The organism is Brevibacterium sp. FME17 (genome assembly GCF_014897515.1).
Classification (GTDB): domain Bacteria; phylum Actinomycetota; class Actinomycetes; order Actinomycetales; family Brevibacteriaceae; genus Brevibacterium.
In genome coordinates, this window is the sequence record NZ_JABUYD010000006.1 from 59308 (window position 1) to 83711 (window position 24404).

General features: G+C 63.2%; 22 protein-coding genes. 11 read left to right on the top strand and 11 right to left on the bottom strand.

The genetic code is table 11. The features are described from left to right. Window positions 1-88 precede the first annotated feature (88 nt). Genes INT40_RS07675 through INT40_RS07685 form a run of 3 tightly spaced genes read left to right on the top strand, consistent with a single transcriptional unit; the run spans window position 89 to window position 4892 of the window. On the top strand, window positions 89-1117 hold the full coding sequence (locus INT40_RS07675) for a 3-oxoacyl-ACP synthase III (protein ID WP_101571506.1): 1029 nt from the start codon (window positions 89-91) through the stop codon (window positions 1115-1117). Window positions 1118-1124: 7 nt separating this feature from the next. Further along, a complete protein-coding gene (locus INT40_RS07680; protein WP_193071548.1) occupies window positions 1125-3899 on the top strand; it encodes an alpha/beta fold hydrolase in 2775 nt (924 codons plus the stop codon). A 24-nt stretch (window positions 3900-3923) separates the two neighbouring features. Continuing rightward, on the top strand, window positions 3924-4892 hold the full coding sequence (locus tag INT40_RS07685) for an NAD-dependent epimerase/dehydratase family protein (protein ID WP_193071549.1): 969 nt from the start codon (window positions 3924-3926) through the stop codon (window positions 4890-4892). 39 nt (window positions 4893-4931) lie between these two features. On the opposite strand, the gene INT40_RS07690 is transcribed toward INT40_RS07685, so the two are convergent. Beyond that, window positions 4932-5678 carry a hypothetical protein gene (locus tag INT40_RS07690; RefSeq protein WP_193071550.1) on the bottom strand — a complete coding sequence of 249 codons (747 nt, stop codon included), beginning with the start codon at window positions 5676-5678 and terminating at the stop codon, window positions 4932-4934. 238 nt (window positions 5679-5916) lie between these two features. Between INT40_RS07690 and INT40_RS07695 the strand changes: the two genes are divergently transcribed. After that, entirely contained in the window at window positions 5917-7842 is a 1926-nt protein-coding gene (locus INT40_RS07695) for an acetate--CoA ligase (protein ID WP_101571514.1), read from the top strand. Window positions 7843-7846: 4 nt separating this feature from the next. Here the strand turns inward: INT40_RS07695 and INT40_RS07700 are convergent, their stop codons facing one another. Further along, window positions 7847-8800 carry a hypothetical protein gene (locus INT40_RS07700; protein ID WP_193095853.1) on the bottom strand — a complete coding sequence of 318 codons (954 nt, stop codon included), beginning with the start codon at window positions 8798-8800 and terminating at the stop codon, window positions 7847-7849. A gap of 86 nt (window positions 8801-8886) precedes the next feature. On the opposite strand from INT40_RS07700, the gene INT40_RS20575 reads away from it, so the two are divergent. Beyond that, window positions 8887-9579: a MarR family winged helix-turn-helix transcriptional regulator gene (locus tag INT40_RS20575; protein ID WP_226830938.1), complete on the top strand. Its 693-nt coding sequence runs from the start codon at window positions 8887-8889 to the stop codon at window positions 9577-9579. 13 nt (window positions 9580-9592) lie between these two features. On the opposite strand, the gene INT40_RS07710 is transcribed toward INT40_RS20575, so the two are convergent. From INT40_RS07710 to INT40_RS07725, 4 genes are all read right to left on the bottom strand, one after another. Then, window positions 9593-10135 (bottom strand): SRPBCC family protein, encoded by a 543-nt coding sequence (locus INT40_RS07710; RefSeq protein ID WP_226830939.1) that lies wholly within the window; start codon window positions 10133-10135, stop codon window positions 9593-9595. A gap of 144 nt (window positions 10136-10279) precedes the next feature. Further along, window positions 10280-11749, bottom strand: coding sequence for an LssY C-terminal domain-containing protein (locus INT40_RS07715; RefSeq protein ID WP_101571520.1), 1470 nt, complete (start codon window positions 11747-11749; stop codon window positions 10280-10282). A 9-nt stretch (window positions 11750-11758) separates the two neighbouring features. Then, a complete protein-coding gene (locus INT40_RS07720; RefSeq protein WP_193095854.1) occupies window positions 11759-12814 on the bottom strand; it encodes a MerR family transcriptional regulator in 1056 nt (351 codons plus the stop codon). 162 nt (window positions 12815-12976) lie between these two features. Continuing rightward, window positions 12977-13702 carry a HEAT repeat domain-containing protein gene (locus INT40_RS07725; protein WP_226830940.1) on the bottom strand — a complete coding sequence of 242 codons (726 nt, stop codon included), beginning with the start codon at window positions 13700-13702 and terminating at the stop codon, window positions 12977-12979. A 205-nt stretch (window positions 13703-13907) separates the two neighbouring features. Here INT40_RS07725 and INT40_RS07730 point away from each other — a divergent pair, with 205 nt between their 5' ends. The 3 genes from INT40_RS07730 to INT40_RS07740 all read left to right on the top strand — a co-directional run bounded on the left by INT40_RS07730 (window position 13908) and on the right by INT40_RS07740 (window position 15988). Next, a complete protein-coding gene (locus INT40_RS07730) occupies window positions 13908-14495 on the top strand; it encodes a peptidoglycan-binding protein (protein ID WP_226830941.1) in 588 nt (195 codons plus the stop codon). A gap of 3 nt (window positions 14496-14498) precedes the next feature. Then, window positions 14499-15515, top strand: coding sequence for an ABC transporter substrate-binding protein (locus INT40_RS07735; RefSeq protein WP_193095855.1), 1017 nt, complete (start codon window positions 14499-14501; stop codon window positions 15513-15515). Between the two features lie 113 nt (window positions 15516-15628). Then, a complete protein-coding gene (locus INT40_RS07740) occupies window positions 15629-15988 on the top strand; it encodes an ArsR/SmtB family transcription factor (protein ID WP_193095856.1) in 360 nt (119 codons plus the stop codon). A 16-nt stretch (window positions 15989-16004) separates the two neighbouring features. Here the strand turns inward: INT40_RS07740 and INT40_RS07745 are convergent, their stop codons facing one another. Genes INT40_RS07745 through INT40_RS07755 form a run of 3 tightly spaced genes read right to left on the bottom strand, consistent with a single transcriptional unit; the run spans window position 16005 to window position 18712 of the window. Beyond that, window positions 16005-16928, bottom strand: a complete 924-nt coding sequence (locus tag INT40_RS07745) for a DMT family transporter (protein ID WP_193095857.1) — start codon at window positions 16926-16928, stop codon at window positions 16005-16007. Then, the gene (locus tag INT40_RS07750) at window positions 16925-18130 is read right to left on the bottom strand and encodes a pyridoxal phosphate-dependent aminotransferase (protein ID WP_101571724.1); all 1206 of its coding nucleotides are present in this window, start codon (window positions 18128-18130) and stop codon (window positions 16925-16927) included. The genes INT40_RS07745 and INT40_RS07750 overlap by 4 nt, the downstream gene beginning before the upstream one ends. Window positions 18131-18139: 9 nt before the next feature. Then, complete coding sequence (locus INT40_RS07755) at window positions 18140-18712, bottom strand: peroxidase-related enzyme (RefSeq protein ID WP_226830942.1); 573 nt, start codon at window positions 18710-18712, stop codon at window positions 18140-18142. 126 nt (window positions 18713-18838) lie between these two features. On the opposite strand from INT40_RS07755, the gene INT40_RS07760 reads away from it, so the two are divergent. Next, window positions 18839-19135, top strand: coding sequence for a cupin (locus INT40_RS07760; protein ID WP_193095859.1), 297 nt, complete (start codon window positions 18839-18841; stop codon window positions 19133-19135). 68 nt (window positions 19136-19203) lie between these two features. On the opposite strand, the gene INT40_RS07765 is transcribed toward INT40_RS07760, so the two are convergent. After that, a complete protein-coding gene (locus tag INT40_RS07765; RefSeq protein WP_193095860.1) occupies window positions 19204-20682 on the bottom strand; it encodes a glutamate-cysteine ligase family protein in 1479 nt (492 codons plus the stop codon). 100 nt (window positions 20683-20782) lie between these two features. On the opposite strand from INT40_RS07765, the gene INT40_RS07770 reads away from it, so the two are divergent. Beyond that, complete coding sequence (locus INT40_RS07770; RefSeq protein ID WP_193095861.1) at window positions 20783-21955, top strand: M20 family metallopeptidase; 1173 nt, start codon at window positions 20783-20785, stop codon at window positions 21953-21955. A 10-nt stretch (window positions 21956-21965) separates the two neighbouring features. Here INT40_RS07770 and INT40_RS07775 read toward each other — a convergent pair whose 3' ends face one another. Continuing rightward, window positions 21966-22910 (bottom strand): FkbM family methyltransferase, encoded by a 945-nt coding sequence (locus INT40_RS07775; protein ID WP_193071556.1) that lies wholly within the window; start codon window positions 22908-22910, stop codon window positions 21966-21968. Between the two features lie 222 nt (window positions 22911-23132). Between INT40_RS07775 and menC the strand changes: the two genes are divergently transcribed. After that, the gene (gene menC / locus INT40_RS07780) at window positions 23133-24257 is read left to right on the top strand and encodes an o-succinylbenzoate synthase (RefSeq protein WP_193095862.1); all 1125 of its coding nucleotides are present in this window, start codon (window positions 23133-23135) and stop codon (window positions 24255-24257) included. The last annotated feature ends 147 nt before the right edge of the window (window positions 24258-24404 follow it).

Consider the following 24404-nt stretch of genomic DNA (forward strand, 5'->3'; position numbering starts at 1 on the left):
GACTTCCTCCGTCGTGGCACGCCTCAAAGGTGCGTCGCATCGGCCCTCAGCAGACGACGCACAACCCGCAAAGGGATGAGAACCTCAATTGGCGAATGGCAACGCAACATTCCGGCACTCGAACGTGGCGCTTCTCGGCCTGACCGAGATCCTCGCCCCGAACGAAGTGACCTCTCAAGAATTCGACGAGCGCCTCGCCGATACCCTGTCCACCCTCAACCTGCCCACTGGACTCCTCCAGCGTGTCGCCGGTGTCTATGCCCGGCGCAACTGGGATCAGCCGAGTCAGTTCGCCGACGGTGCGATCGCCGCAGGTAAGAAGGCCCTGGAAGAGTCGGGGGTCTCCCCCGACTCCATCGGACTGATGGTCAACACCTCTGTCACGCGTGAACACCTAGAGCCCTCCGTAGCCGTCGGCGTTCACGCCGGAATCGGTCTTGGTTCTCAGGCGATGAACTTCGACATCGCCAACGCCTGCCTCGGGTTCGTCAACGGCATGACCCTGGCCGCGAGCATGATCGACGCGGGGCAGATCGAATACGCCCTCGTCGTCGCTGGCGAAGACGCCTCCCGAGTCCAGGAGGCTACCCTGCGACGGCTCACCCGAGAGGGCATCAGCCGTGAGGAATACCTCAACGAGTTCGCTTCCCTCACACTGGGATCCGGCGCCTCCGCCGCGGTCCTGGGACCGGCGGACAAACACCCGGAAGGCCACCGCATCCTCGGCGGCATCACCCGCGCCGCGACCCAGCATCACGCACTGTGCGTGGGCGATCATAACGGCATGTTCACCGACACCAAGGGTCTGCTGGCCGGTGGTATGGAACTCGTCGTCGCCGCGTGGGAGGAAGCCCATGAGGACGGCTGGAACTGGCGCGAGATGGATCGCTACGTCATGCATCAGGTCTCCGACGTACACGTGAACTCGATCAAGAAGGCCGCGAATCTCGACTCCGAGCGAATTCCGGTCACCTATCCCGAATTGGGCAATGTGGGACCGGCATCCCTGCCGATCACGCTCGCCCGTGAGGCATCAAGCCTCAAACCCGGCGATCGGATCCTGTGTATGGGAGTCGGATCCGGGCTCAACACCGCAATGACCGAAATCGAGTGGTAGAGGTTCAATGAGATTTCCTGCACGGCCGGCTCAGGCTCCCCCGAAGCTGCCCGAGTGGGACCCCGCCTGGTCCCGAATCGTCGAGGCCACGACACCCGCGGGACCGCATTCCTTCCACGTCCTCGACACCATTGAGGTACTCCGTGCCGAAGGGCTCGAACCGAGCGGCACGATCCTTGCCCTGCACGGCAACCCGACCTGGTCGTACCTGTGGCGACACCTTGCCCAGGCGACCGTGGACACGGCTCGCGCCGGCGGTCGCGTGTGGCGGCTCATCGCCCCCGATCAGCTCGACATGGGCTACTCCGAACGATTGGCCCATGAGTCGCTGCCGACTCCCCACGGCGCCGAGGTGCGCCGCATGTCCCAGCGCATCGACGACTTCGACGCCGTCGTCACGCCCCTCCTCGCCGAGGCAGCCGGCAGTGCCGCACCCACAGACAGCGCCGCGTCCTCCGATCATCCGATCGTGACGATCGGACATGACTGGGGCGGCGTCCTGTCCCTGGGATGGGCGGCACGCAACACCGACCTCGTCTCCGCTTCGATCAGCCTCAACACGGCCGTCCGCCAACCTGAGGATGCGCCGATCCCTGCACCGCTGCGAGCCACACTGGCCGGGCCCATGCTCCCGACTGCCACCGTGGTCACGGACGGATTCCTGCGGGTGACGATGAGCCTCGGCGATCTCGATCCCGAGATCAAGGACGCCTTCCGGTCCCCGTATGAGAATTCTTCCCGACGCCACGGGATCGGCGGCTTCGTCGCCGACATCCCCGTCGATGAGAACCACCCGTCCTATTCCGAGCTGCAGCGTGTGGGCGCCGATATCGCGGCCTTCGATCATCCTGCGCTCCTCGTGTGGGGACCGAAGGACCCGGTCTTCCTGGAACGCTATCTGCGTGACCTGCGTCAGCGTCTGTCCCAGGCCGATGTGCACCGCTTCGAGCTGGGCTCACACCTGGTCAGCGAGGACTACGATGTGGCCGGTGTCGTCACTGACTGGCTGCGGACACAGTTCCCTGCTCGCGGTGCTGGAGCCGACGCCGCTTCGGATTCATCGGCCGCAGACAACGAGGCCACAGCAAAGCGCGCACCCGCTTCGAAGGACGAGTCTGCCGCGGCCCCTGCGCGCGGGGTGACCGCGATCCTCGACGCACGCCACGATGACGAATCGATCGCCTCGGTGGACTTCGCCCAGAACCCGGCGCAGCAGATCACCTGGCGCCACCTCTGGCATGTGACGACGAGCATCGCCAACGGACTGCTCGAACTCGGCGTGCGCCCCGGCGATCGCGTCTCCATGCTCGTCCCGCCCGGCAACAACCTCACCGCAGCCCTTTACGCCTGTCTGAAGGTCGGCGCGGTCGCCGTCGTCGCCGACGCCGGACTGGGACCGAAGGGCATGACCCGGGCGACCACCTCGGCGGATCCGCAGTGGATCATCGGAGAGCTGCCGGGACTCGGTCTCGCCCGTGCCTTCAACTGGCCCGGCCGCCGCATCTCAGTGTCCCCACTGGGCACGGTGGCGGCCAAGCTGTTCAAGGTCGAGACCAGCCTGACCGCGCTCTCGCGCACCACCCACCACGCGCAGCTGCCCCTCCCGGCAGCCACCGACGATGCGGCGATCCTCTTCACCTCCGGGTCGACGGGACCGGCCAAGGGTGTGCGCTACACCCACGGCGACATCTCCGCACTCGCGGCGGTGCTGACCCGAGTCTTCGACGTGCGCGAAGGCACCGGCTTGGTCGCCGGCTTCCCACCTTTCGCCCTTCTGGGACCGGCCATCGGGGCCACCTCGGTGACTCCGGACATGTCCGTGACCAAACCGAAGACGCTGACCGCCAGCGCCATCTCCGATGCGATAATCGCCGGTCATTCGACCATGGTCTTCGCCTCCCCTGCCGCGTACAAGAACGTCGCGGCCACTGCTGCTGAGCTGGATGAGGAGCAGAAGGCCGCGTGCGCACGGGTCGAACTTGTGCTCTCCGCAGGGGCGCCCGTGCCTATGGAGCTGATGGATTCCATCGCCGAGGTGTTCCCGAACGCGAGCATCCATTCGCCGTATGGGATGACCGAGGGCCTCTTGCTCACCGACATCGACCGTGCCGGTGTGGCCGCCGCCGATGCCACACCCAACCTCGGCGTGTGCGTGGGCCGCCCCATCGACGGCGTCGAATTGGCATTGGCACCGATTGATGACACCGGTGCGTCCGCAGACGTGCTGGAACAGGGCAGCGCTGCGCAGGGCCGTTTGGGTGAATTCGTCGTCAGCGCCGCCCACATCAAGTCCGGCTACGACAACCTCTGGGCCACCACGGCAGACTCGGCTCGCGATGACCTCGACGGTCGGACCTGGCACCGGACGAACGACATCGGCCATATCGATGCCGAGGGACGAGTCTGGCTCGAAGGCCGTCTGCAGCATGTGGTCACCACACCTCTCGGACCGGTGGGACCTGGCGGTCTCGAAGCGCTCATCGATTCCGATGCGCAGGTCAGCCGCTCGTCGATCGTGGGCATCGGTCCGGCGGGAACACAGTCGCTGGTGGCCGTCCTCGACGCTGAAGGAACCGATCTCGCCCCAGGTCTGGCTCCGTTGGACCTGACGTCTCGGCTGCGTGAGCTGGTTGCAGAGGTCGTGGGGCACGACCTCACCGCTGTCCTCGTCGCTCCCACGTTCCCGACCGACATCCGCCACAATTCGAAGATCGACCGATCCCGCCTGGCCAATTGGGCCGATCATGTCCTGTCCGGCGGTTCGGTGCGCACCAAGGTCTGAATCTCGCCCGTCTGAGGAGTCCATATGAAGATCACAGTCACCGGAGCCTCCGGGCTCCTGGGTTCGTCCGTCGCTCGTGCGCTTGTGACAGGCGGCCACGAGGTCACGACTCTGCAGCGTCGCCCCTCCTCTGTGTCGGGCGCCCACGACGTCATCGGGTCGGTTACCGACCCGAGCAGTGTGGCTCAGGCCCTCACCGGCGCCGAGGCTGTTGTGCACTTGGCGGCGAAGGTGTCCATGATGGGCGACCCCAGTGAGTTCGAGGCCGTGAACATCGGCGGCACCCGCACTCTCGTCGATGCCGCTCAGGCGGCTGGCGTGAAGCGAATGGTGCACATCTCGTCGCCGTCGGTGGCCCATACCGGTGACTCGATCATCGGCGAAGGTGCCGGTCCTGCCTCCCCCGATCTGGCACGTGGTGAGTACGCGCGGACCAAAGCCGCCGGTGAACTCATTGCTCTGGAAGCCGATTCAACAGACTTCAAGGTCCTCGTCCTGCGCCCGCACCTCATGTGGGGTCCTGGTGACACGCAGCTGACGGAGCGCGTCATCGATCGCGCTCGTGCCGGCCGGATGCCGGTGCTCGGGTCAGGGGCCCCGCTCGTCGATGCTCTGTTCGTCGATAATGCGGTCGAGGCGATCGTTGCCGCCGTTGATGCCGTGGCCACCACGCACGGCGAGTCGTTGGTGGTCACGAACGGTCAGCCGCGCCCCATCGGGGAACTCATGTCACGGATCGCGATCGCCGGTGGCGCTCACGCGCCGAAGATGCGCATCCCCGTGGGCCCCGCGCTGGTGGCCGGTTCGGTCGTGGAGAAGGTATGGGATCTGGGCGAGCATGATGATGAACCGCCCCTGACGAGGTTCTTGGCGGAGCAGCTCTCAACGGCGCACTGGTTCGACCAGCGCCGCACCTACGAGGTTCTTGGGTGGAAGCCGCGGGTCAGCATCGAAGAGGGGCTTGAACTCCTCGCCGCTCACTACACGCAGTAGGGTCGCTCAGCGCTATCGGCGCTCAGCGCGTCGGATTGGTCAGCGCGTCGAGTCGGTCTCGTCGTCGACGGGATCGTCATCGGCGGCTCCATCGGTGTCTGCCGATTCGGCATCTTCAAGTGCGTCGACGGAGATTCCCGGTTCTCCGGTGGGAGGACTCTCCAGTGATGACCCCGTTGCCTCTTCGTCATACTCATCGGGCGCAAGCGTCTCTGGCTCGCCGGCCGCACGGAGGTCCGGCTCATCTTGGTCCGGCTGATCCTGACCCAAGTCTCCTGTGTTCTCCTCGTATCGTGATTCGCCGCCGTTTTCCGGCTCCGCCTCGATCGAGGACTCGTCAGCTTCCGGCGACTCTTCGTCCTCACTGACCGAACGCTTCGGCGGGGCAGCCGCCGCAGGAGTGCCCTCGGCCGGCTTCGCTTCAGTTGCATCATCCTGACCGGCAGATTTCGACTCGGTCTCCGCATCATCTGCCTTCGACTCCGTAGTGCCCTTGCCGGAATCAGTGTCGTCGAGACTCACACCCGCCTCGGCGGCCAATCGAGAGCGACGCTCGGCGCGTGCCTTCGCACGCTCCTCCTCACTCATCGCAGGCTTCGCCGGTGCGGCATCCTTATTGCTGGGCTTAACGACTTCCCAGACCAGGAGGACGATGACCATCGTGATTCCGACGGTGGCGCCCATCGCCAGAGAATTCCACGGGCGTGGCATGGAGAAGAGGTCTGCGAACGCGTTGACGCCGAACAGGGCGCCAATGCCGATGATCAGGGCAACAAGATATCTCATGCCCCCATTGTGCCTTGTCTGCGCACACAATCTGGGGTTAGTGCGCCGCTTCCTCACAATGTATGCAGACGGAGTCCGAACGGCCGACCAGCTGCTGTCCAACTTCGAATTCGGTTTCTGCCACGGGGACCGGATCCGGCTGCATAGACCAAATCTGCCTCCTGCGCAACCATCGCTGACCCGGAAATCGGCCCCTCCCATCCCTGCACTCAGCTGTGCCATGAGTCACAATGGAGCTATGAACACGATCGCACAGTCCCCCAGCTACGACGATGTCATCGCTGCCATCGATGCCGATCCTGAGGAGTTCTGGCTCGACCAGGCGAAGACCCACATCGATTGGGTCACCGAGCCGACTCGCGCCGTCGACGCCGCGAACGCCCCGATCTATCGTTGGTTCCCCGACGGCGAGCTCAACGTGTGCTTCAACGCGGTCGACCGGCATGTGGCCGCCGGGCGTGGAGATCAGGCAGCCATCATCTATGACTCGCCCGTCACCGACACGATTCGCACGATCACGTACTCGGAGCTCCTCGACGAGGTCTCCCGCTTCGCCAGAGCCCTGTCGGACAGGGGCGTAGTCAAGGGCGATCGCGTCATCATCTATATGCCGATGGTGCCCGAGGCTGCGATCGCCATGCTCGCCTGCGCCCGCATCGGCGCGATCCATTCGGTGGTCTTCGGCGGATTCGCCCCCAACGAGCTGGCCGTTCGCATCGACGACACCTCCCCGAAGGCCGTGATCTCCACTTCGTGCGGGGTTGAGAAGAGCCGTGTCCTCGAGTACAAACCCATGGTCGACGAGGCGATCAGCATTGCCGAGAAGAAGCCGGAGTTCACCGTCATCGTCCAACGCGACGAGCATCGCTGCGCGATGGGCGAGAACGATCTCGACTACGCGGAGCTGCTGGCCAATACGCCTGAAGGCATTGACCCTGTCACCGTCAAAGCCACCGATGAGCTCTATGTCCTCTACACCTCCGGCACGACGGGCAAACCGAAGGGCATCGTGCGAGATTCCGGCGGCTACGCAGTGTCATCGGCATTCTCGATGCCCAGCCTCTTCGGGCTCAACCCCGGCGACACGATGTTCACCGCCTCCGACGTCGGCTGGGTCGTCGGGCACACGTACATCGTCTACGCGCCGCTGCTGGCCGGTGTCACCTCGGTCCTGTTCGAGGGCAAACCGGTCGGCACCCCAGATGCCGGCACCTTCTTCCGCATCATCGAAGACCACAAGGTCAACGTCCACTTCACTGCGCCGACGGCCATGCGCGTGGTCCGTAAGGAAGATCCGAACGGCGACCTGATCAAGAAGTACGACCTGTCCAGTCTGCGGGCTTCGTTCCTCGCCGGTGAACGCCTCGATCCGGATACCTATGAGTGGACGACGAACATCCTCGCCGAGGCGACCGGTCGTGACATCCCCGTCGTCGACAACTGGTGGCAGACGGAGACAGGCTGGCCGATCGCCGCCAATCCGCTTGGCCTCACCCGGTTCCCGCTCAAGGCGGGGTCCCCGACGAAGCCGGTGCCGGGCTTCCAGGTCGAAGTCCTCGACCCTTCAGGCAAACCCATGCCGGCTGGCAAAGAGGGACTCATCGTCATGAAGCTGCCCATGCCACCGGGAACGATGGCCACCGTCTGGGGCGATGACTCCAGGTTCGTGTCCTCGTACCTGTCGGCCTTCGACGGCTACTACCTGACCGGTGATTCGGGATATCTCGATGAAGACGGGTATGTCTTCGTCATGGGCCGCACCGACGATGTCATCAACGTCGCCGGACACCGCCTTTCCACGGGTGTCATCGAGGCCGTCATCGCTTCCCATCCGGCAGTCACGGAGACCGCGGTGATCGGTGTTCACGATGACACGAAGGGGCAGAATCCGCGTGCGCTGGTCGTGCTCGGTGATTCCGCCGAGGCGGCCGATCCGGATGCGGTCATCGCCGAACTCGTGGCGCTGGTCCGCAAGGAGATCGGCCCCGTGGCCGCCTTCAAACAGGTCGATATCGTCTCCGCCCTGCCGAAGACCCGGTCGGGGAAGATCCTGCGCAAGACGATGCGCGAGATCGCCGACGGAGTCGATTCTCCGGCCGTGCCCTCGACGATCGAGGACCCTGCAGTGCTCGACGCGCTGGAGTCAGTGCTCCAGCGCGGCTGAGCCCTCAGGACCGGACACCGCGTTTGTAGCCTGCCGCGAATCCGTGTTCGAACGCAGCTCCGACCATCCGGCCCTTGCCTCCGCGTCGGCCCCCGGCGCGGTGGCTTCTGCCCCGGTGGTCGGCGCTGTGAGCATGTGACCCACAGCCTCCGTCACGGCGGTGATGGTCGAAGCGCCCTTCGTCCACGTTGTCCTCTGCCCATTCCCGGCGTGAGCCCCAACCATCTTCCAGATCCCGCTCGCGACGCGGATTCCGATTCCGCCGTGGGCCGCGGTCACCACGAGAGTCGAATCCGCGCCCGAGTGTTCGTACGTGTCCGAGTCCGAACTCTGACTCGAAGTCACGTCCGGGTTCAGGGCCGAACTCTGACCGGAGCCTACCTCCGAACCCATACTCCTGGCCCAAGGCGGATCGTCCTTCAGCGCCGAAACGGCGGGCGCATTCGCGACGAGCCGCGTAGCCGCGCCGTCCAGCGAACTCTCGGCGCTCATCCCACTCATCATTCCTGCCCTCAGCGCTAGCGCCCTCTGCATTCCTGCCGAGCACGTCAACGATTTTGTCCAGAGAGCCCGTCAGGGATTCGAGCTCCCTCTCCGATAGCGCCTCATCGACCGCGGCGGCAACCTGCTCACGGATCCCCTGGCCGCGGTGTCCGAATTCCCCTGCCTTCGCTGCGGTGAAGAACTTTCGGCGCAGCAGGAGGCTCGCTTGCCTGAGCAGGTCCGTTACCTCTGGGCTCTCGTCGCGGACGTCGGAACGCTCACTCCCCGCGGCGCGCGTCTGGTCGAATTCATTGTCGTCTTCGTCATTCATCTTTGCACTTTCCTCACTGAGAGCCTCGTGGAGCTTCTCGTTGCCTTCATCAGCACGGTCGCTGTTCTCATCAGCACGTTCATCACGGCCTTCTCGACCATTGATGGTGCTGTCATTCTGCTTGTCGCTGTTGAGCGAGTTCATGCCATCTCCTTTACTTGTCATCTGACATGTATATGTATCATGACATGCAATTAGAAAGCATGTCAACCAACATGTAAAATTGGGGTATGAGCAATGACGGGAAGCGCGATCAGGGTAGGGGTACGGACGATGCCAGCCAGAGGATCGCCGAGGCGCTCACGCGCCTGCAGTGGAGGCGCGGGCTCGGTGGCGGTCCGCGCGGATTCGGGCTTCCCGGAGCTGCGGCTGGCGGCGATGGCCATCCCAGATTCGGCGGACCAGGACGGGGAGACTTTCCGTTCGGACGCGGTCGGCGCCCACACGGCGACGAGGATGAATATTTCCCTCAGAGTCCGCGCGATCCACGCACGAAAGGCGCGCCCCACGACGAGCGTCTCCGGGACAGCAATCGCGATCGGCACGAGGGAGAACACGAGTGGAAAGGCAAGTTCGGGGCTCACTTCGGTGGACGAGCACAGCTGCGACTGCTTATCGCCCTAGCTCAGGCCGGCCGCTCTCTCGGCGTCAGCGCAATCGGTGAATCGATCGGGGTCGATCAGCCGCGTGCTTCCCGCCTCGTGTCACAGGGCGTCGAGCTGGGACTGCTGCGACGTGAGGCTGACCCTGATGATGCCCGTCGCACTCTCATCGCGTTGACGGATAAGGGCAGAGCGATCTCGAGCAGGTTCCGGGGAGCCCAGCGCGAGAACGTCGACCTGGCCCTCGATGGGTTCACCGATGAAGAGCGTGCCCTCTTAGCGCAGCTGCTCTCACGCCTGGCAGATGCCTGGCCACGATGAGCAGCTGAAGCGTTCAGCGTTCAGCGAGTGCCTTGAGCCTCTCAACTGATGCCAGCAGGTTCTCAGACTTTGTCGACTGCGCACGTGGCAGTCGTTGCAGGTCTCTCAACTCGGTCCAGTCATAGGTGTGGCGAACCAGGCTTGAACGGTCTCCTGTCGCTGTGACCTCCCACGCCCATTTCTGGCCGAAGGGTTCACCGCCGACTTCGGAGGGCTTCCAGGCGATGAGCCTGCCCTCTTCGAAGTCGACGATGTGGTTCTCGCGGTCGACGCCCTTGGTCAGGATGGTGATGAAGGAGGTTCCGACTCCGGTCGGTCTCTGCCCCGCTGCGGCTGTGCCGAGGTTGTCGTTGCCGTCCCATTCGGGTTGGCGGGCAGGATCGGCGACGAGTTCGAAGATCTCCGAGGCTGATGCGGCGACCTCGATTTCGATGCTGACCACTTTGAGCGCCGGGTCGATCGTGTCGAAGACTGCGCCGTCGGAGGCTGTGGTTGCCTCTGCGGGAACCTTGCCCCCGTCGGTGGGGGCAGATGAGTCAGGTGTCGGCTCAGTCATGGAGCTCCGCCTCTTCGCTTGAATCCGGTTCCGATGGCTGGTTCGCGCCGCCGGAATGCAGTCGAGGCCAGGATACACAGTGTTTACAGTCCACAACTTCTCGCACCATCGATGCATGCCGGCGAATCCTGATTGCACATGCGCTCAGTCTTCGAGGCCCCGTTCCTGACGTTCGGCTCGCAGCTCTGCGGTGCTGAAACGGGTGAATAGCCGTGAAGAATCGCTTGACAGTGACAGCAGCACGGCGACCTGCATGGCAATCGTCGTCAAGGCGTACATGTTGGTCGCGAGGTCCCGGTCTCCAGTGAAGTAGTTCGTCATCGATACGATCACAGACACCGTGGAGAGGGTCAAGATCCACAATCGGGCTCGATTGCTGCCTCGGAACACAGAGATGCTCGCGATCACCTGCAGGCACCCGATGAGGAGGCTGAGTCCGATGAGCACTCCCGCCACGATCCGTGTTGCCGCTTCGTTGCCGAGGGTTTCGATGTCGGCACTGTAGTCCACGACCTCGGTGCGCAGGCCGTCCCAGTCGAGCACCGTGCCCAGTACGTCCCAGGCTTGGAAGAGGAGCAGGATGAGAACGAGTGCGGCACCGACGACAGTCTGCAGCGGTCGCCTGTGCCACAGCGTCTTCGTCACTTCTCTGACCGACCGAGCATCGGTGTAGATCTGGGTCGCATCGAGTGCCAGTTCGAGTCGGTCCGGGGAATCGGATTCGTCTGTATCCACTTCGGCAACTTCGATGATCGGGAGATCGCCGTCCGTGATGATCGCGTCTCCGCCGCCGTTGCGTGAGTGGTAGCCGGTCGAGAAGTCTTGGACGTGTTGGACGACAACCGCATCATCGGCCGAAGCCACCGTGTCAACGATGTAGTCACGTTCGACATCGGTGTTCTCTTCGATTTTGTGGGTGAACTGCAACGTGAACAGCGAGATCCCGACGCTCTTGTCGTAGGTGCCCGCGGCCAGCCAGTCCGCCTGATGCCCACCAGGCAGCAACCAGCCACTGGGACATTTCCAGAACCGCACATGGTGACGCTGCCCCGGATCCCCGTCGACCTCCTGCTGATAAGCGAAGTCCTGCCGCCTGCCGAACAGCAGCAATGGCGACACTGGCGCTTTGGGGTAGCTCCGACGCGTCAGAGTGGATCTGATGATCTCCCAGGTCGAGGCCGGGGTGATGCCATCGGCAAGGATCCAGCCTGCGGCTTTCATCGCGTGATGGATCTGAGTCTCGTCACCACGCCATGCGAGGTTGACAGGATCTCCGAGCAGGCCATCCGAGGTCCGGGCTCGACCGATGAAATAGTTCGGGACGTAGATCTGGGAGAGGATGCGGTGCAGTCGCGGAAGTGCCAGGTAGGAGACCACTCCCCAGAATACGAGCAGGGTCAGCACCTGCCACCAGCCCAGTGAGAACCCTTTGAACAGGATCAGCATCGCCAGCCACGTTGACGAGGCGCCTCCGAAGAGGAAGAAGAGATAGTCGAGGACCCCGGTGACAGTGAAATGGTGGCGACGGAATGCGAACGGCTGCCGCTGTCGTCTCTTCGCAGAGGCGGGCGAGCGATCGGGCCCAGGTTCGGGCGTCGTGGTTCCGGAGGTCATGGGACAAGTTTAATGATCGCGGCGCCGATTCAGGGTCGCGGTCGCCGTTGCTGCGACCTCGAAGCTTTCGTCGGTGCACAGTTCGGCAATGAAGTCATCGACTTCAGCACCCGGAATCTCAATGAGAACCTGCAGCACTCGGAACCGCACTGTCGCCTCTGGGGAACGGGCGTGCCGGCGCAGATCCGACATGATCCGTCTCGCGACTTCAGCTCGCTCCCCTTCTTCCGGGGCTTCGTTGACGAAAGCAGCAAGCGCTTCGGCGGCCTCAATGTCCTTTGGTCCCTCCATCGCTATTTCAAGCAGATCCGAAACCGCGACAGGATCCCTCATCTGCCCCAGAATGAGCGCGGCGCCGCTGCGCACCTGAAGATCCGTGTCGCCGAGACCGGAATGCAGGGAGGCGGTGATGGTCGCTTCCGCAACGGACCCGAGTTCTTCCTTCGCGGTATTGCGCCGGATTTCATCGAGCGCCTGCAGAGCATTGCGCCGGACGACGACGGACAGGTCTCCCATCCCCTTCGCCAGGTAGCGGACCGCTTCGGGTCCCGACTGAGCCAAGGCCCAGCGCATCGCTCCGGCAGCATTGAGCACCGGCTCGTTGAGAACGGCTGCGGACAGGGACTCAACGGGCACAGCTCCGTCGACACCGCTGCCCAGCGCTGCCTTGTGCCGCTGGATGACGTCGCCGGATTCAAGGGAGCGCATGAGATCGATGGTCAGCAGCAGCGCCTCCCCATCGGCGTGGTGGAGGCGGTCGATCCGCTCGAGGTTCGACAGCAGTTCCTGCTCGACTGCGATGCGTCGCTTCGAGGTCTCGACCAGCTCGTCAATCACTCGACTGGGATCGAATGCGGGATCGTCGAGAAGGGGTCCGATCTCTGCCAGCGACATTCCCAGTTTGCGCAGTCCTTCGATATGAAAGATTCTCCCGATATCGTCCGCGGAATACTCCCGGTACCCGCTCGGGGTGCGCTCATTGGGATCGATGAGGCCCAGGGATTCGTAGTGTCGCAGCATCCGAGCACTCACGCCTGAGCGTTTGGCCACTTCGCCAATCAGCATCAGCACCCCTCTCCTGTCTCCACTATAGACAGGCCACTCTGTCATCGCTCTGCCTTTAACGCGCCCAATCCATGAGGAAGGAGCCCGAGGCGCCGCACGCAGCGCTGCGCGAGCTTGCCCCACCCGGCAGCGCCACCCCGGTCACCCCTTCCCAAAGTCGACCTATGCTGATGCCTCGGACCCCAGTGCAACCACGCGCTTGGCTTCACTCAAGGCGTGAGCGAAACCGGCGTCCGGATCGGTGAACATGTCCCGGGTCGCCAGAGCGTGTGTCTGCACTGTTTCTTCCTCTGCCTGCAGTCTTTCATCGAGCACTGACACGAGATCCTCGCCCAGGGAGACGATGGCTCTGCTGAGGCTTTTCTGCGTGTCCATGTCACCCCGTCCAAGCTGGGTGACGAGGGACAATGCCAACGTCTCTCGGTCATCACCGGGGACAAGCGCCACGGCGGCCCTCCACGCACTGCGGGCCACCTCGGTGTCGGAATGAGCGATCAGCTTGTCTCCGATGTTTTCCGGGCTCATGGCCGACCAGCCGCGAGGGTCACCGATCTTCGACAGCGTGTGCAATGCCTGGCTCTGGGCCTGCGGCACATCTGAGCTCAGCTCGACAATGAGCGCAGGCACAGCCTCCTCCGCGGGCATCCGGGTGATTGCCCAGGTGAGCATGTCACGGACGAAGAAGTCCGGTTCGTAACTGCAGCGCTGTATGAGTGCACCGAGGTGGCTTCTCTCGGCTGTGGTTCCGACAGACAGTGCCGCCTGCAGTCGCTGCTGCGGGTTCGACGACGACAACGCCGCGACGACGGACTCCGTTTTCGGTGAGGGCCGCGAATCATGGTGCGAGATGTGCTGCACAGGCGTTTCGGTGATGTGTGGATTGGTCATTGTGTCCACCTCCTACAGCCAGTGAAGGCCTTGACACCGTGTCAAGGTCAAGCTGGTTCGCGATAACAAACAGACATCACGAGATCGCTTCAGAGTTCAGTCACCAACGTCGGCGCCCAAAAAATCCAGCCCCGTGACCGTTCTGTGATTATTAGCACGGCGTGGACACATGCGTCCCTCAGTTTGTTGCATTATCGTTATATTCATGGCTGGTAAGACTCGACACCGCAACGGATCTCGGTCCGTGCTTCGTGGTGCCCTGATGGGTCTGGGAGCAGCGGTGATGGCCTTGGTCGTCGCCGCCGTCATCATCGTCAATTCCCCTGTCTCCTTCGGCTCAACTAAGATCAGGCAGATGCAGATGGCTACCGTGAATCAGCTGACCGAGCAGCAGATCGACAACGCCCGGCTCATCATCGGCATCGGGCGGGGCGGCGACTTCGACGACCGAGCAATCAGAATCGCCCTCATGACAGCCCTCCAGGAATCCTCGCTGCGCAACCTCGACGCGGGTGACCGCGACTCGATCGGCCTGTTCCAGCAGCGTCCTTCTCAAGGATGGGGCGAACCAGAGCGCCTCAACGACCCCATCTTTGCCACGAAATCCTTCTACGGAATCAATCCGGATATCGAGAATCCCGGTCTCGAACAGATCGAAGACTGGCACACGATGAGCCCCACCGAAGCCGCACAAGCCGTACAGCGATCCGGCCTGCCTGATGCCTACGAGCAGTGGGAGTCACTGGCAGACGACCTCATCGGCACCCAGGACGACGTCGAAGCTCTGAGCTGAGCGGTGCGAATCGAACAGAGGCCATTGGCCTTGCCCGCCCTGGGGCTCACTGCTGTTCTGGCACTCAGCGGATGCTCGCTCCTACCGAATCAAGTAAGTCACGCCAAAGGTCCCTATCCGCAGACGCTCGACTCTCCCTATGGCAGCACCACGATCAAGACACAGCCGGAGAAGATTGCTGTGACCAGTTCGGTCGACTTCGACATAGCTGTGGCGCTCGGCGCGGATCCGGTCATTGCACCGGCTCTATCGGGGAAGAAGGCCAGCCCGTGGGCCATGGAGGCACTTGATGATGCCGGCATGGAGACTCCGACCCTGTATGACCCGAAGAAGGGGCCAGACGCCGAGGCGATCCGTGAAGCAGAACCCGATGTCATCCTCGCCACCGGCCTCGACGATGCCGGTGAGCATTTCGATGAGCTCTCGGATATCGCCCCCGTCGTTGCCGCCGAAGACGATGCAACGTGGACCGACAGGACCGCCGCCGTCGCCACTGCCCTGAATAAGGGACAAGAGGCCCAAGAAGTCGTCGAGGACGTTACAGGTCAATCCGAGAAGGCCGCTGACCATCACCTCGAATTCGAAGACACGACGTATGCCCTCGCCGACGTCAAGGCCGAGTCGATCGACTACCTGTCGTATGCCGGCAGCGACGACAGCTTCTTCACCGGCATCGGCATGCTCCAAGATTCCGCAGCGCAAGATTACTCGGCCCAGAAGCATTCGGTGACGAAGCCGCAGGTCGACCAGCTCGACGCCGATGTCCTCCTCATACATTTCCCTGGCTCTGGTGCTGGCACTGGTGCTGATGCCGGCTCTGGTGCCGACCAGGCGATGCTGGATGAAGACGAGCTGGAGGACCCGTTCTATCGGGAGGTCAAGGTCATTCGCGGCAAGCACTACACAGTGCTCGATGACACCACATTCGCAGCTCTGACCAACCTGTCGCCGTTGAGCTACGACTGGCTGCTGCACAACCTTCCTGACGATCTCAGCAAGGCCGAACAAGGCGTCCTCTGAACTCGAACGCCGCACGGTGTTCGAGTCTTCTGCCGACCGCGTGCCTGCGGCCTGTCCGCCTGCAGCGATGTGGGCGTGAGTTCACGTTGCAGAATTTCCGGTAATCTCTATCCATGGCTTCCACTTCAGATTCCGCCCCGGTCAATGCCGCAGTCGAGCAGCTCCTGCGCAACCCCGAGGACAATCTCGAAGCCATCTCCGAGACCGCCGACCTGTTCAAAGCACTGGCCACACCGTCCAGATTGAAGATGCTCCTGGTCCTCGCCCACGGTGAGGCGACCGTGACGCACATCGTCGAGTCGACCGAGCTGTCGCAGCCCCTGGTGTCCCAGCATCTGAAGTTTTTGCGCGGCCTCCACCTCGTCGGGGTCAACCGGATCGGCCGCGAAGCCTACTACTCGCTCAAGGACGACCACGTCGCTCACATCATCCTTGATGCCTTGGCCCACACAGTCGAAGGCCACGAGCACTGAGCTGTTCCTGAATGGGTCACCGTCGTCTGCGCAGCGCCTCCGGACCGCCGCCGACGACCCAGACAATCACAACAACCAGCACCGCGCCGATCCACTGCGCCGACTGCAGTCGCTCCCCGGCGATGGCCGCGCCCAATACCACGGCCGACAGCGGTTGGAGCAGCATGAGGGCGGCCGTCCGCGACACCGTCACGAGCGGGCTCGAGATGCTCAGCAGCACCCATGACAGGGCCTGACCGAAGACAGCCAGCGCCACCATCCATGCCCACCCGGCCCAGCCCAGGTCGAAGTCGAGGCCGCCGAGAGTCACACCAGCGATCGCCGTCATCACTCCCGCCCCAAGTGTGCCCACTGCGACGGGTGCGACCACGAAGTTCGGTGCCGCCTTCCGGCAGTGGTGGATGCCGAAGATGTAGACGCCGTAGAGAATTCCAGACAGCACTCCGAAGATCGCCCCACGTCCCGGGTTCGCCGCTCCGGCATCGGCGCCGAATACTCCCCCGGTCAGCAGCATGCCCGCGATCATGACGGGGATGCATGCAATGAACAGCCAGCCCGGACGTGTTCCTCCGAAGACCCACACCAGCGCCGGAAACACGATGACCTGAACGCTGATGAGGACCGTGGAGACACCGACTCCAGCATCGAGGACGCTCTGTGCCCACAGCACATAGTCGATGCCCAGCGCCGCACCCGAGACTGCCGCGACAACGAGCGCCCGGGACGGCAGCATCCCATGACGTCGGAGTTCGCGGATGGCCAGAGGCGCCAGGACGATGACAGCGATCCAACAGCGCAGGAATGCTGCGGTCGGGGCGCTCGCATCGGCGAGGATGACGAAGAGTCCGGCCGAGCCCAGGAGCAGCGCAGAGACGATGATGCCCAGTGTCGGCAGCCCAGACGAACTCCGGTTCTGAGCTGCAGGCGAGTTCGGAGTCATCTCATGAAGGCAAGGATTCGATCCAGCGCCTCGGCGGTCTTGTCCGCACCGACGGCCAGCGACAGTCGCACCGAGCGGGACCCATTGAGGGAGTCGAAGTCATCACCCGGCGCCAAGGCAACCCCGGTGGACTCGAGGAGCGACTGGCACCAATCAGTCGCGGTGACGATGTCATCATTCGACCGCTGCAGGATCTCATCGATGCGGGCATACATGTAGAACGCCCCATCGGGCGGCGCCATATCGGTGAAGCCCAGGTCAGCAGTCGCTTCGAGGACATGTTTTCGGGCACGGGCGAAGGACTCCACCGCGGCCTCACATTCCGCATAGGATTCCTCGGTAAATGCCTCCACCGCCGCATACTGGGCGGGAACCGGGGCGCACAGCGAGAGATTTCCGGTCACGTTCTGGGCCGCACTCGTGAGCGATTCTGGCAGGATCGCCCAGCCGAGTCGCCAACCGGTCATCGCCCAGTACTTCGAGAACGAGGAGATGACGATGGCATTGTCGTCATGAGTCAGCGCGGTCTCACCACGCGTGCCGATGTAGCTGATGCCGTGGTAGATCTCGTCAGAGATCACCTGCACACTGTGCTCGGCACACCAGGAGATGAGTTCGCCGAGATGGTCGCCGGTGATCATCGTGCCCGTCGGATTCGCCGGCGACGCGAGCATGAGTCCTTTGAGCGGAGCCTTCGCGTGTGCTTGTTCGAGGAGCTCGACAGTCGGCTGGAACCCGTGGTCTGCTCCGCAGTCGAGTTCGACGATCTCGCAGTTCAAAGCGGCGAGGATGTTCTTGTAGGCGCCGTAGCCCGGGCGGGCGAGCGCGACGCGATCACCCGCATCGAAGCAGGTCAGGAACGCCGTCTGGAAGGCACCGGAGGAGCCTGTGGTGATCGCGATTCTGTCGGTGGGCACGTCCACGCCGTACCAGTCGCGGTAATGCCCGGCGATGGCTGCGCGCAGTTCGGGGATCCCGAAGATCGGGGAGTAGCCGAGGTTCGTGCCGTCGGTGACAACCTCGGCGGCCTTCCTGCGCACCGGACCCGGCGCACCTTGTGTCGGTTCGCCCAAGCACATGGCGATGGTGTCCCGGCCGTTGCGCGTCATCTCCTGGACTTTGGCCACGATGTTCATGGCTGCGAAGGGTTGAACCAGTCCGGCTCGATCGGAGACCCGGGGTGCGCTCGTGTGGGTGCTCATGGTCATCGGTCACTTCCTCTCACGGGGGACGCGGCCCATGAGGTAGAACTCGGGGTTGGGCATCATTCCCCCGATGTGCGCCATGCGGTTCGAGAGGCCGAAGAAGCCGGTGATTGCGCCGATGTCCCAGGCGTCCTCGTCATCGAATCCGTGCTCGGCCAGGGCGGTGAAATCAGCGTCACCGACGGTCCAGGGTTCCTTGCAGACCTTCATCGCGAAGTCGAGCATCGCCATCTGGCGGTCGGTGATGTCGGCCTGCCGGTAGTTGACGGCCACCTGGTCTGCCACATGCAGTTTCTTCTCCATGATCCGCAGCACGGCTCCGTGCGCGACGACACAGTAGAGGCAGTTGTTCACCGCCGAGGTGGCCGTGACGATCATCTCCCGGTCGCCCTTGGTCAGGTTCCCGGTGTCCTTCTCCATCAGTGCGTCGTAGTAGGCGAAGAAGGCACGGAATTCGGCGGGTCGCCGGGCCAGGGACAGGAAGACATTGGGCACGAAGCCCGACTTCTCTGAGACGGCCAGAATGGTGTCGCGGATATCGTCTTCGACATCGTCGATGTCAGCGTAGGGGTAGCGCATACTGCTCATGCTAACCCTCGAAGCCTGACTTATGTGCTGCGGGCCACGGACCGGGCTGGGGTGCCACTGTGCTCAGGGATAGGGTGTGGAGCAGACTATCGATGACGATGAGAAGGAGTGTCAATCATGAGCGATGAGAACACCGGTTCAACAGGTGAGGTCCAGCTCGACAACGGAGTCTTCCGCGTGACCAGGTGGACCATCCAGCCCAATGGGGTCATCCCCATGCACAGACATGAGTATGAGTACGTCGTGATTCCGATGGTCACCGATGCGATGCACGTGCGGAACTCGGATGGAACGTCGATGGTCGCCGATCTCGAGGCGGGAGTCAGCTATACACGCGCGGCAGGATCCGAACATGAGGTCTCAAATCCAGACGGGACCGACGACATCGTCTTCGTCGAAGTCGAACGCCTCTGATTCAACACAGCTCGGCACCAGTTCAGGCCCGCACCACCGCTGCTGAGCGTGGCGAGTCCCTGCTTGCCTCAGACGGGCACGTCCCAGGTGTGGACGGGCTCGCCTGAGGCCTGGTTCTTCACATAGGCGTCCATCATCGCCTTGAGTCCCTCTCGGCGCTCCAGTGAGTCCGGGGCGCTGTTCGGTGCCAGATGGTCGAGCATCCTCAGCTGCCAAGTCGCGCCGTTGGCACGCAGTTCGGCCCGACCTTCGATGATCGACATGTACTCGTCGATGACGTCTTTGTCGATGCCCAGACGGCTCAGGCCTCTGCGAGCTTGCGGGATGAGGACGTCGAGCACAAGGTCCGCGACGTCGATGTGGCCGATCTTGGGCCACGTCACGCGGGCATGGATGCCGTCCTTGGCACAGGCGAAGAAGTTCTCCTCCGCCTCACGGAAGGACATTCGCGACCACACGGGACGGTTCTCTCCGACGAGGAACTCGGCCAGGCCGTAGTAGAAAGCGGCATCGGCAACCATGTCGACGGGGGTCGGCCCGGCTGGGAGCAGCCGGTTCTCCACACGGATGTGGGCCCCGGAGTCAGAGGAGTCGTAGATCGGTCGGTTCCAGCGCCACACGGTGCCGTTGTGCAGGTTGAGTTCGTAGAGCTTCGGAGCATCGGCTTGGGAGAACTCGACGAAGTCCTTGATCTCCGGCAGCAGGGGTGGGAAGTAGCGGACGTTCTCTTCGAAGAGGTCGAAGACGCTCGTGATCCAGCGTTCCCCGAACCACACCCGTGGCCGAACTCCCTGATTCACGAGCTCGGGGGTGCGCGTATCGATGGACTGGGTGAACACCGGAATCCGGGATTCGTGCCAGAGTTTGCGGCCGACGAACAACGGGGAGTTCGCACTCATCGCGACCTGGGCTGCAGCGATCGCCTGGGACGCGTTCCACGCCTCGGCGAACTTGTTGGGTGCGACCTGCAGGTGCAGCTGCATCGATGTGCAGGAGGCTTCCGGGGCGATGTCGGAGAATTCGTGTTTGTATTTCTCTTCGCCGTCGAGTTCGATGCGCACATACTCACCGCGAGCATCGACGATCGAGTTGCTCAGCGCCTCGTAGCGGTTCTCCTCGGTGATCCACGTTTCTTCGGTGAGGAATTGGGTGCTCAGGGTCGGCAGCGTTCCGATCGACGTGACCTTCAGACCTTCCGCCTCGGCGGCCTTCTGAGCCTTGCCGAGCCGGTGGGCCACTCCCGCTTCCAAAGTCTTCAGCCCACGTCCGGCCACCTGGAGCACAGGGTGGTTGAGTTCGAGGTTGAAGCCGCCGATCTCCGATTGGTACTCGTCGTCGAGGCGTTCGAGAACCTTCGTGTTGTTCAGGCTCGGCTGATTGTCCGAGTCGATGAGATTGAGTTCGAGCTCCAGACCGATCGTGCCCGCGGATTTGAACTCCGCGTGGCGCAGATACGTGTCGAAGAGCTCGAGGTTCTCCGCGAGTTTCTCTCGATACAGCGTGCGTTCTTCCGGCGTGTACCGCTTGGAACTGACTTGCTCACCCATGGGTCAAGCAAACCACAGACTTAGTGTTTGCGCTTGCCGAATTCCGAACATGATGCGGACGCCGCAACCGGTCTTGCAGACCCCATCGTAGAATCGGCGCATGACCACCTCTCTGTCCTCAGAACTCCAGTCCGCTGACCTCGTTGCGAAAGCCGCCGACCGCCTTCCCCTCATCCTCGATGACATCAAACGCGTCATCACGAAGGAGACGCCGTCGCACGACAAAGAAGCTGTGGCCGCCGGTGCCCAGGATTTCGTCGAACTGCTGCGTGAGCGTCTCGAGGCCACCGCGGAGGTCATCACCATCGAGGACACCGCCCATGTGCGCCTGCGCTTCGGTTCGGGCCCGGCTCGTGTGGTCCTTCTCAACCACCAGGACACGGTGTGGCCGCACGGAACCTTGGACCGCATTCCCTTCTCCACCGACGACGGTATCCTGCGCGGACCGGGCAGCTTCGACATGCTCACCGGGGCGATTATGAGCATCCACGCGAGCGCGATCCTGCGCGAGCACCTCGGCGAGGGTGGCCTCAGTGGTCTGTCGATCCTGGTCACCGGTGATGAGGAGATCGGGTCGATCTCGTCCTCGGATCTCATTCGCGCCGAGTCGGCCGAGGCGAAGGCCGTGTATGTGATGGAGGCGAGCGCCGGCGGTGCGCTCAAGGTCGAGCGCAAGGGCACGAGCAATTACACCCTCGTCTTCACAGGCAAGGCCTCCCACGCCGGGCTCGAACCGGAGAAGGGGATCAACGCCGGTATGGCCCTGGCCCTTCACCTGCCTCTCGTCGCCGATCTTGCCGACGCTTCGGCCGGCACCTCGGTGGTCCCGACCGTGATCAGCGCGGGCACCACCTCGAACACGGTTCCCGCCGAGGCACGCGTCGATGTGGATGTGCGTGCACGCACCGCCGCCGAGCTCGACCGTGTCGATGCCGCCATGCGTGAGCTCGCCACCCGCCCTCAGCTGGAAGGTTCATCGATCGAGGTCATCGGCGGAATCAACCGTCCCCCGTTCGAACGTGAGCAATCAGCCGCACTCTTTGAACGTGCCACCGCCCTGGCCGCTGAACTCGGCCTGCCTGCACCAGAAGGTGTCTCCGTGGGCGGTGCCTCGGACGGAAACTTCACCGCCGGTGACGGCATTGCGACACTTGACGGCCTGGGTGCCGTGGGTGATGGGGCACATGCCGAACACGAGCACGCGGTCATCGATGAGATCGCCCCGCGCACAGCTCTGCTCGCGGCCCTCATCGCCGATCAGCTGCAGAGCTGAGAGCAGCCGCTCACTTGACCGGGTAGCCTGCGACCCGCATGTCCTCTGGGTTCTTCGTGGTGAAGAGCCAGTCACGGAGATGCGGGTCGGGCACGATCTCGTCTTTGGCGCTGAGGTGATCGGGGCCGACGAGATAGTAGTGGTAGTCGAAGCGGTCGAGGATGCGCATCAGCTGTTCGGGCTGTGCCCTATCGTCGAGGACCTCACACAGAATGTCCGGCTGCAGTGTGCCCAACAGTTCCCGACCGTTGTCGAGCACGTCGTTCTCGGCACCTTCCACATCAATCTTCACGGTCACCTGCGGACGGCCGGGCGGCAGATCCGGCAGGAGCTCGTCGAGCGAAGTGAAGCGCACCTGCGCACCGGAGTCGAAGTCCATGCCGGTCCCATAGAACGATGGCAATGCCGATCCTCCGTCACCGGTGGGCACCTGCATGGTGGTGCCGGGCTTGCCGACGCCCGTCGGATGAACAGTCACCCGATCGCCGAGGTGGTTGCGGGCGACGTTCTTCTCCAAGCCGGTGACGACGGCGGGGATGATCTCGAAGGAGTGTGCGACGGCCGCCGGGTTCGCCGCCAGAACGGCCATGGTGAACACCCCTGTATAGGCGCCGATGTCGAGGAACACGTCCGCGTCGCGGGACAAGTCGACCATGAGGTCGAGCGCGAAGGCGTCCTCGGTCTCCGTGCGGCGGCCCTTGCCCCAGTAGAATTCCTTGGCGATCTCACAGCGGAAGGGATCGACGAGATAGAAGCCGGCGCCTCCGGCACGCCCGCGCACCTCGGTGAGGCCGATCGGTGCGGGCAGCCGGCCGATCTTGATGCCGTTGATGTGGGGTGCCACCGTTCTCAACATCGGGTGGAGATACGGTTGCGCGAGGGCAGTCTTGACTGGCAGTTTGAGTCCGAACCACTTCTGCTTCCGGCCCTTGAGTGACCGCAGGTAGTCGTTCACGAGGCTCTCCCTTACGTTGAGCGCGATCTTTGACTCACAGTATCAATGTCGACACAGCTGTCTCCAGACGCAGCACGGCCATGAGATGAGCAACGCAACCTGCCGCACATCGCTGTGTGCCGTTCTGTCCCAGACTCCGATGCCCGCCGAGGCGGTTCTGCGAGTGGTTATAAGCTGGGTGACAGGATCATCAGCCCCAATCACAAAGAAGGTGCATGGCGCATGAAGCTCAAGTCAATCACTCTCCACCAGGTGTCGATTCCTCTGGTCACTCCGTTCGAGACCTCGTTCATGCGGGAGACGGAGAAAGACTGCTACCTCGTCGAGGCCACCTTCGACACTCCCAAGGGTGAGATCACGGGCTGGGGAGAGTCGGTAGCGATGATCTCCCCCCTCTATTCCTCTGAATACGTGGCATCTGGCATCGACGTCACGAAGCGCTGGCTGGCGCCGATCCTCTTTGGCGTCGACGATCTGACAGCGGAGACCGTGTCCTGGCACCTGCGTCACGTGATCGGCCATCCGATGGCGAAGTCGGCGCTGGAGATGGCGGTCATCGAGGCCCAACTCAAGCTCAATGACCAGTCCTTCAAGACCTACCTGGGCGGCGTCGTCGACTCCGTCCCCTCCGGAGTCTCCGTGGGCATCCAGGACTCCGTCGAAGAGACCGTCAAGGTCATCGGCGGCTACCTGGAAGAGGGGTACGCCCGCATCAAACTCAAGATCAAACCGGGCAAGGACATCGCCCCGATCGCCGCGGTGCGCAAGGCCTTCGGCGATGACTTCGGCTTCCAGGTCGATGCCAACGCCGCCTACACCCTGGTCGATGCCTCCCACCTGCGCAGGCTCGACGAGTACGGCCTCCTCCTCATCGAACAGCCCTTGGGAGAGGCCGACATCCGCCAGCACGGTGAGCTCGCGAAGCTGATGGAGACCCCGATGTGCCTCGACGAGTCGATCGACTCTGCCGAGGCCGCCGCCGATGCGATCTCCATGGGTGCAGCCGCTGTCATCAACATCAAGCCCGGACGAGTGGGCGGCTTCATCGAAGCGAAGAAAATCCACGACCTCTGCGCCGCCCATGGTGTGGCGGTGTGGCACGGAGGAATGGTCGAGACCGGTTTGGGCCGTGCCGCCAATGCCGCACTCGCCTCGCTGCCCGGGTTCACCCTGCCCGGAGACATCTCTGGCTCGAATCGTTTCTTCCACGAAGACATCACCGAAGAGATCATCATGCACGATGGCAAGGTCGACGTACCCACCGGTGTCGGCTTCGGCGTCTCGATCAACCCCGAGAGGCTCGAGAAGTTCCGCACCGACCCGGTGCAGATCCTGCCGCAGAGCTGAGCTCCTCACGCGGGCAGAGCCGCAGTACTCGCGAGACTGCAGAGCCGCAGGCCTGACCCGCGGGCAGAGCAGCGTGGCTGGTCCCAACAGTCGGTAAGTTCTGGTCGATCCCAGCGCTGGAATCGACCAGAACTTACCGACTGTTGC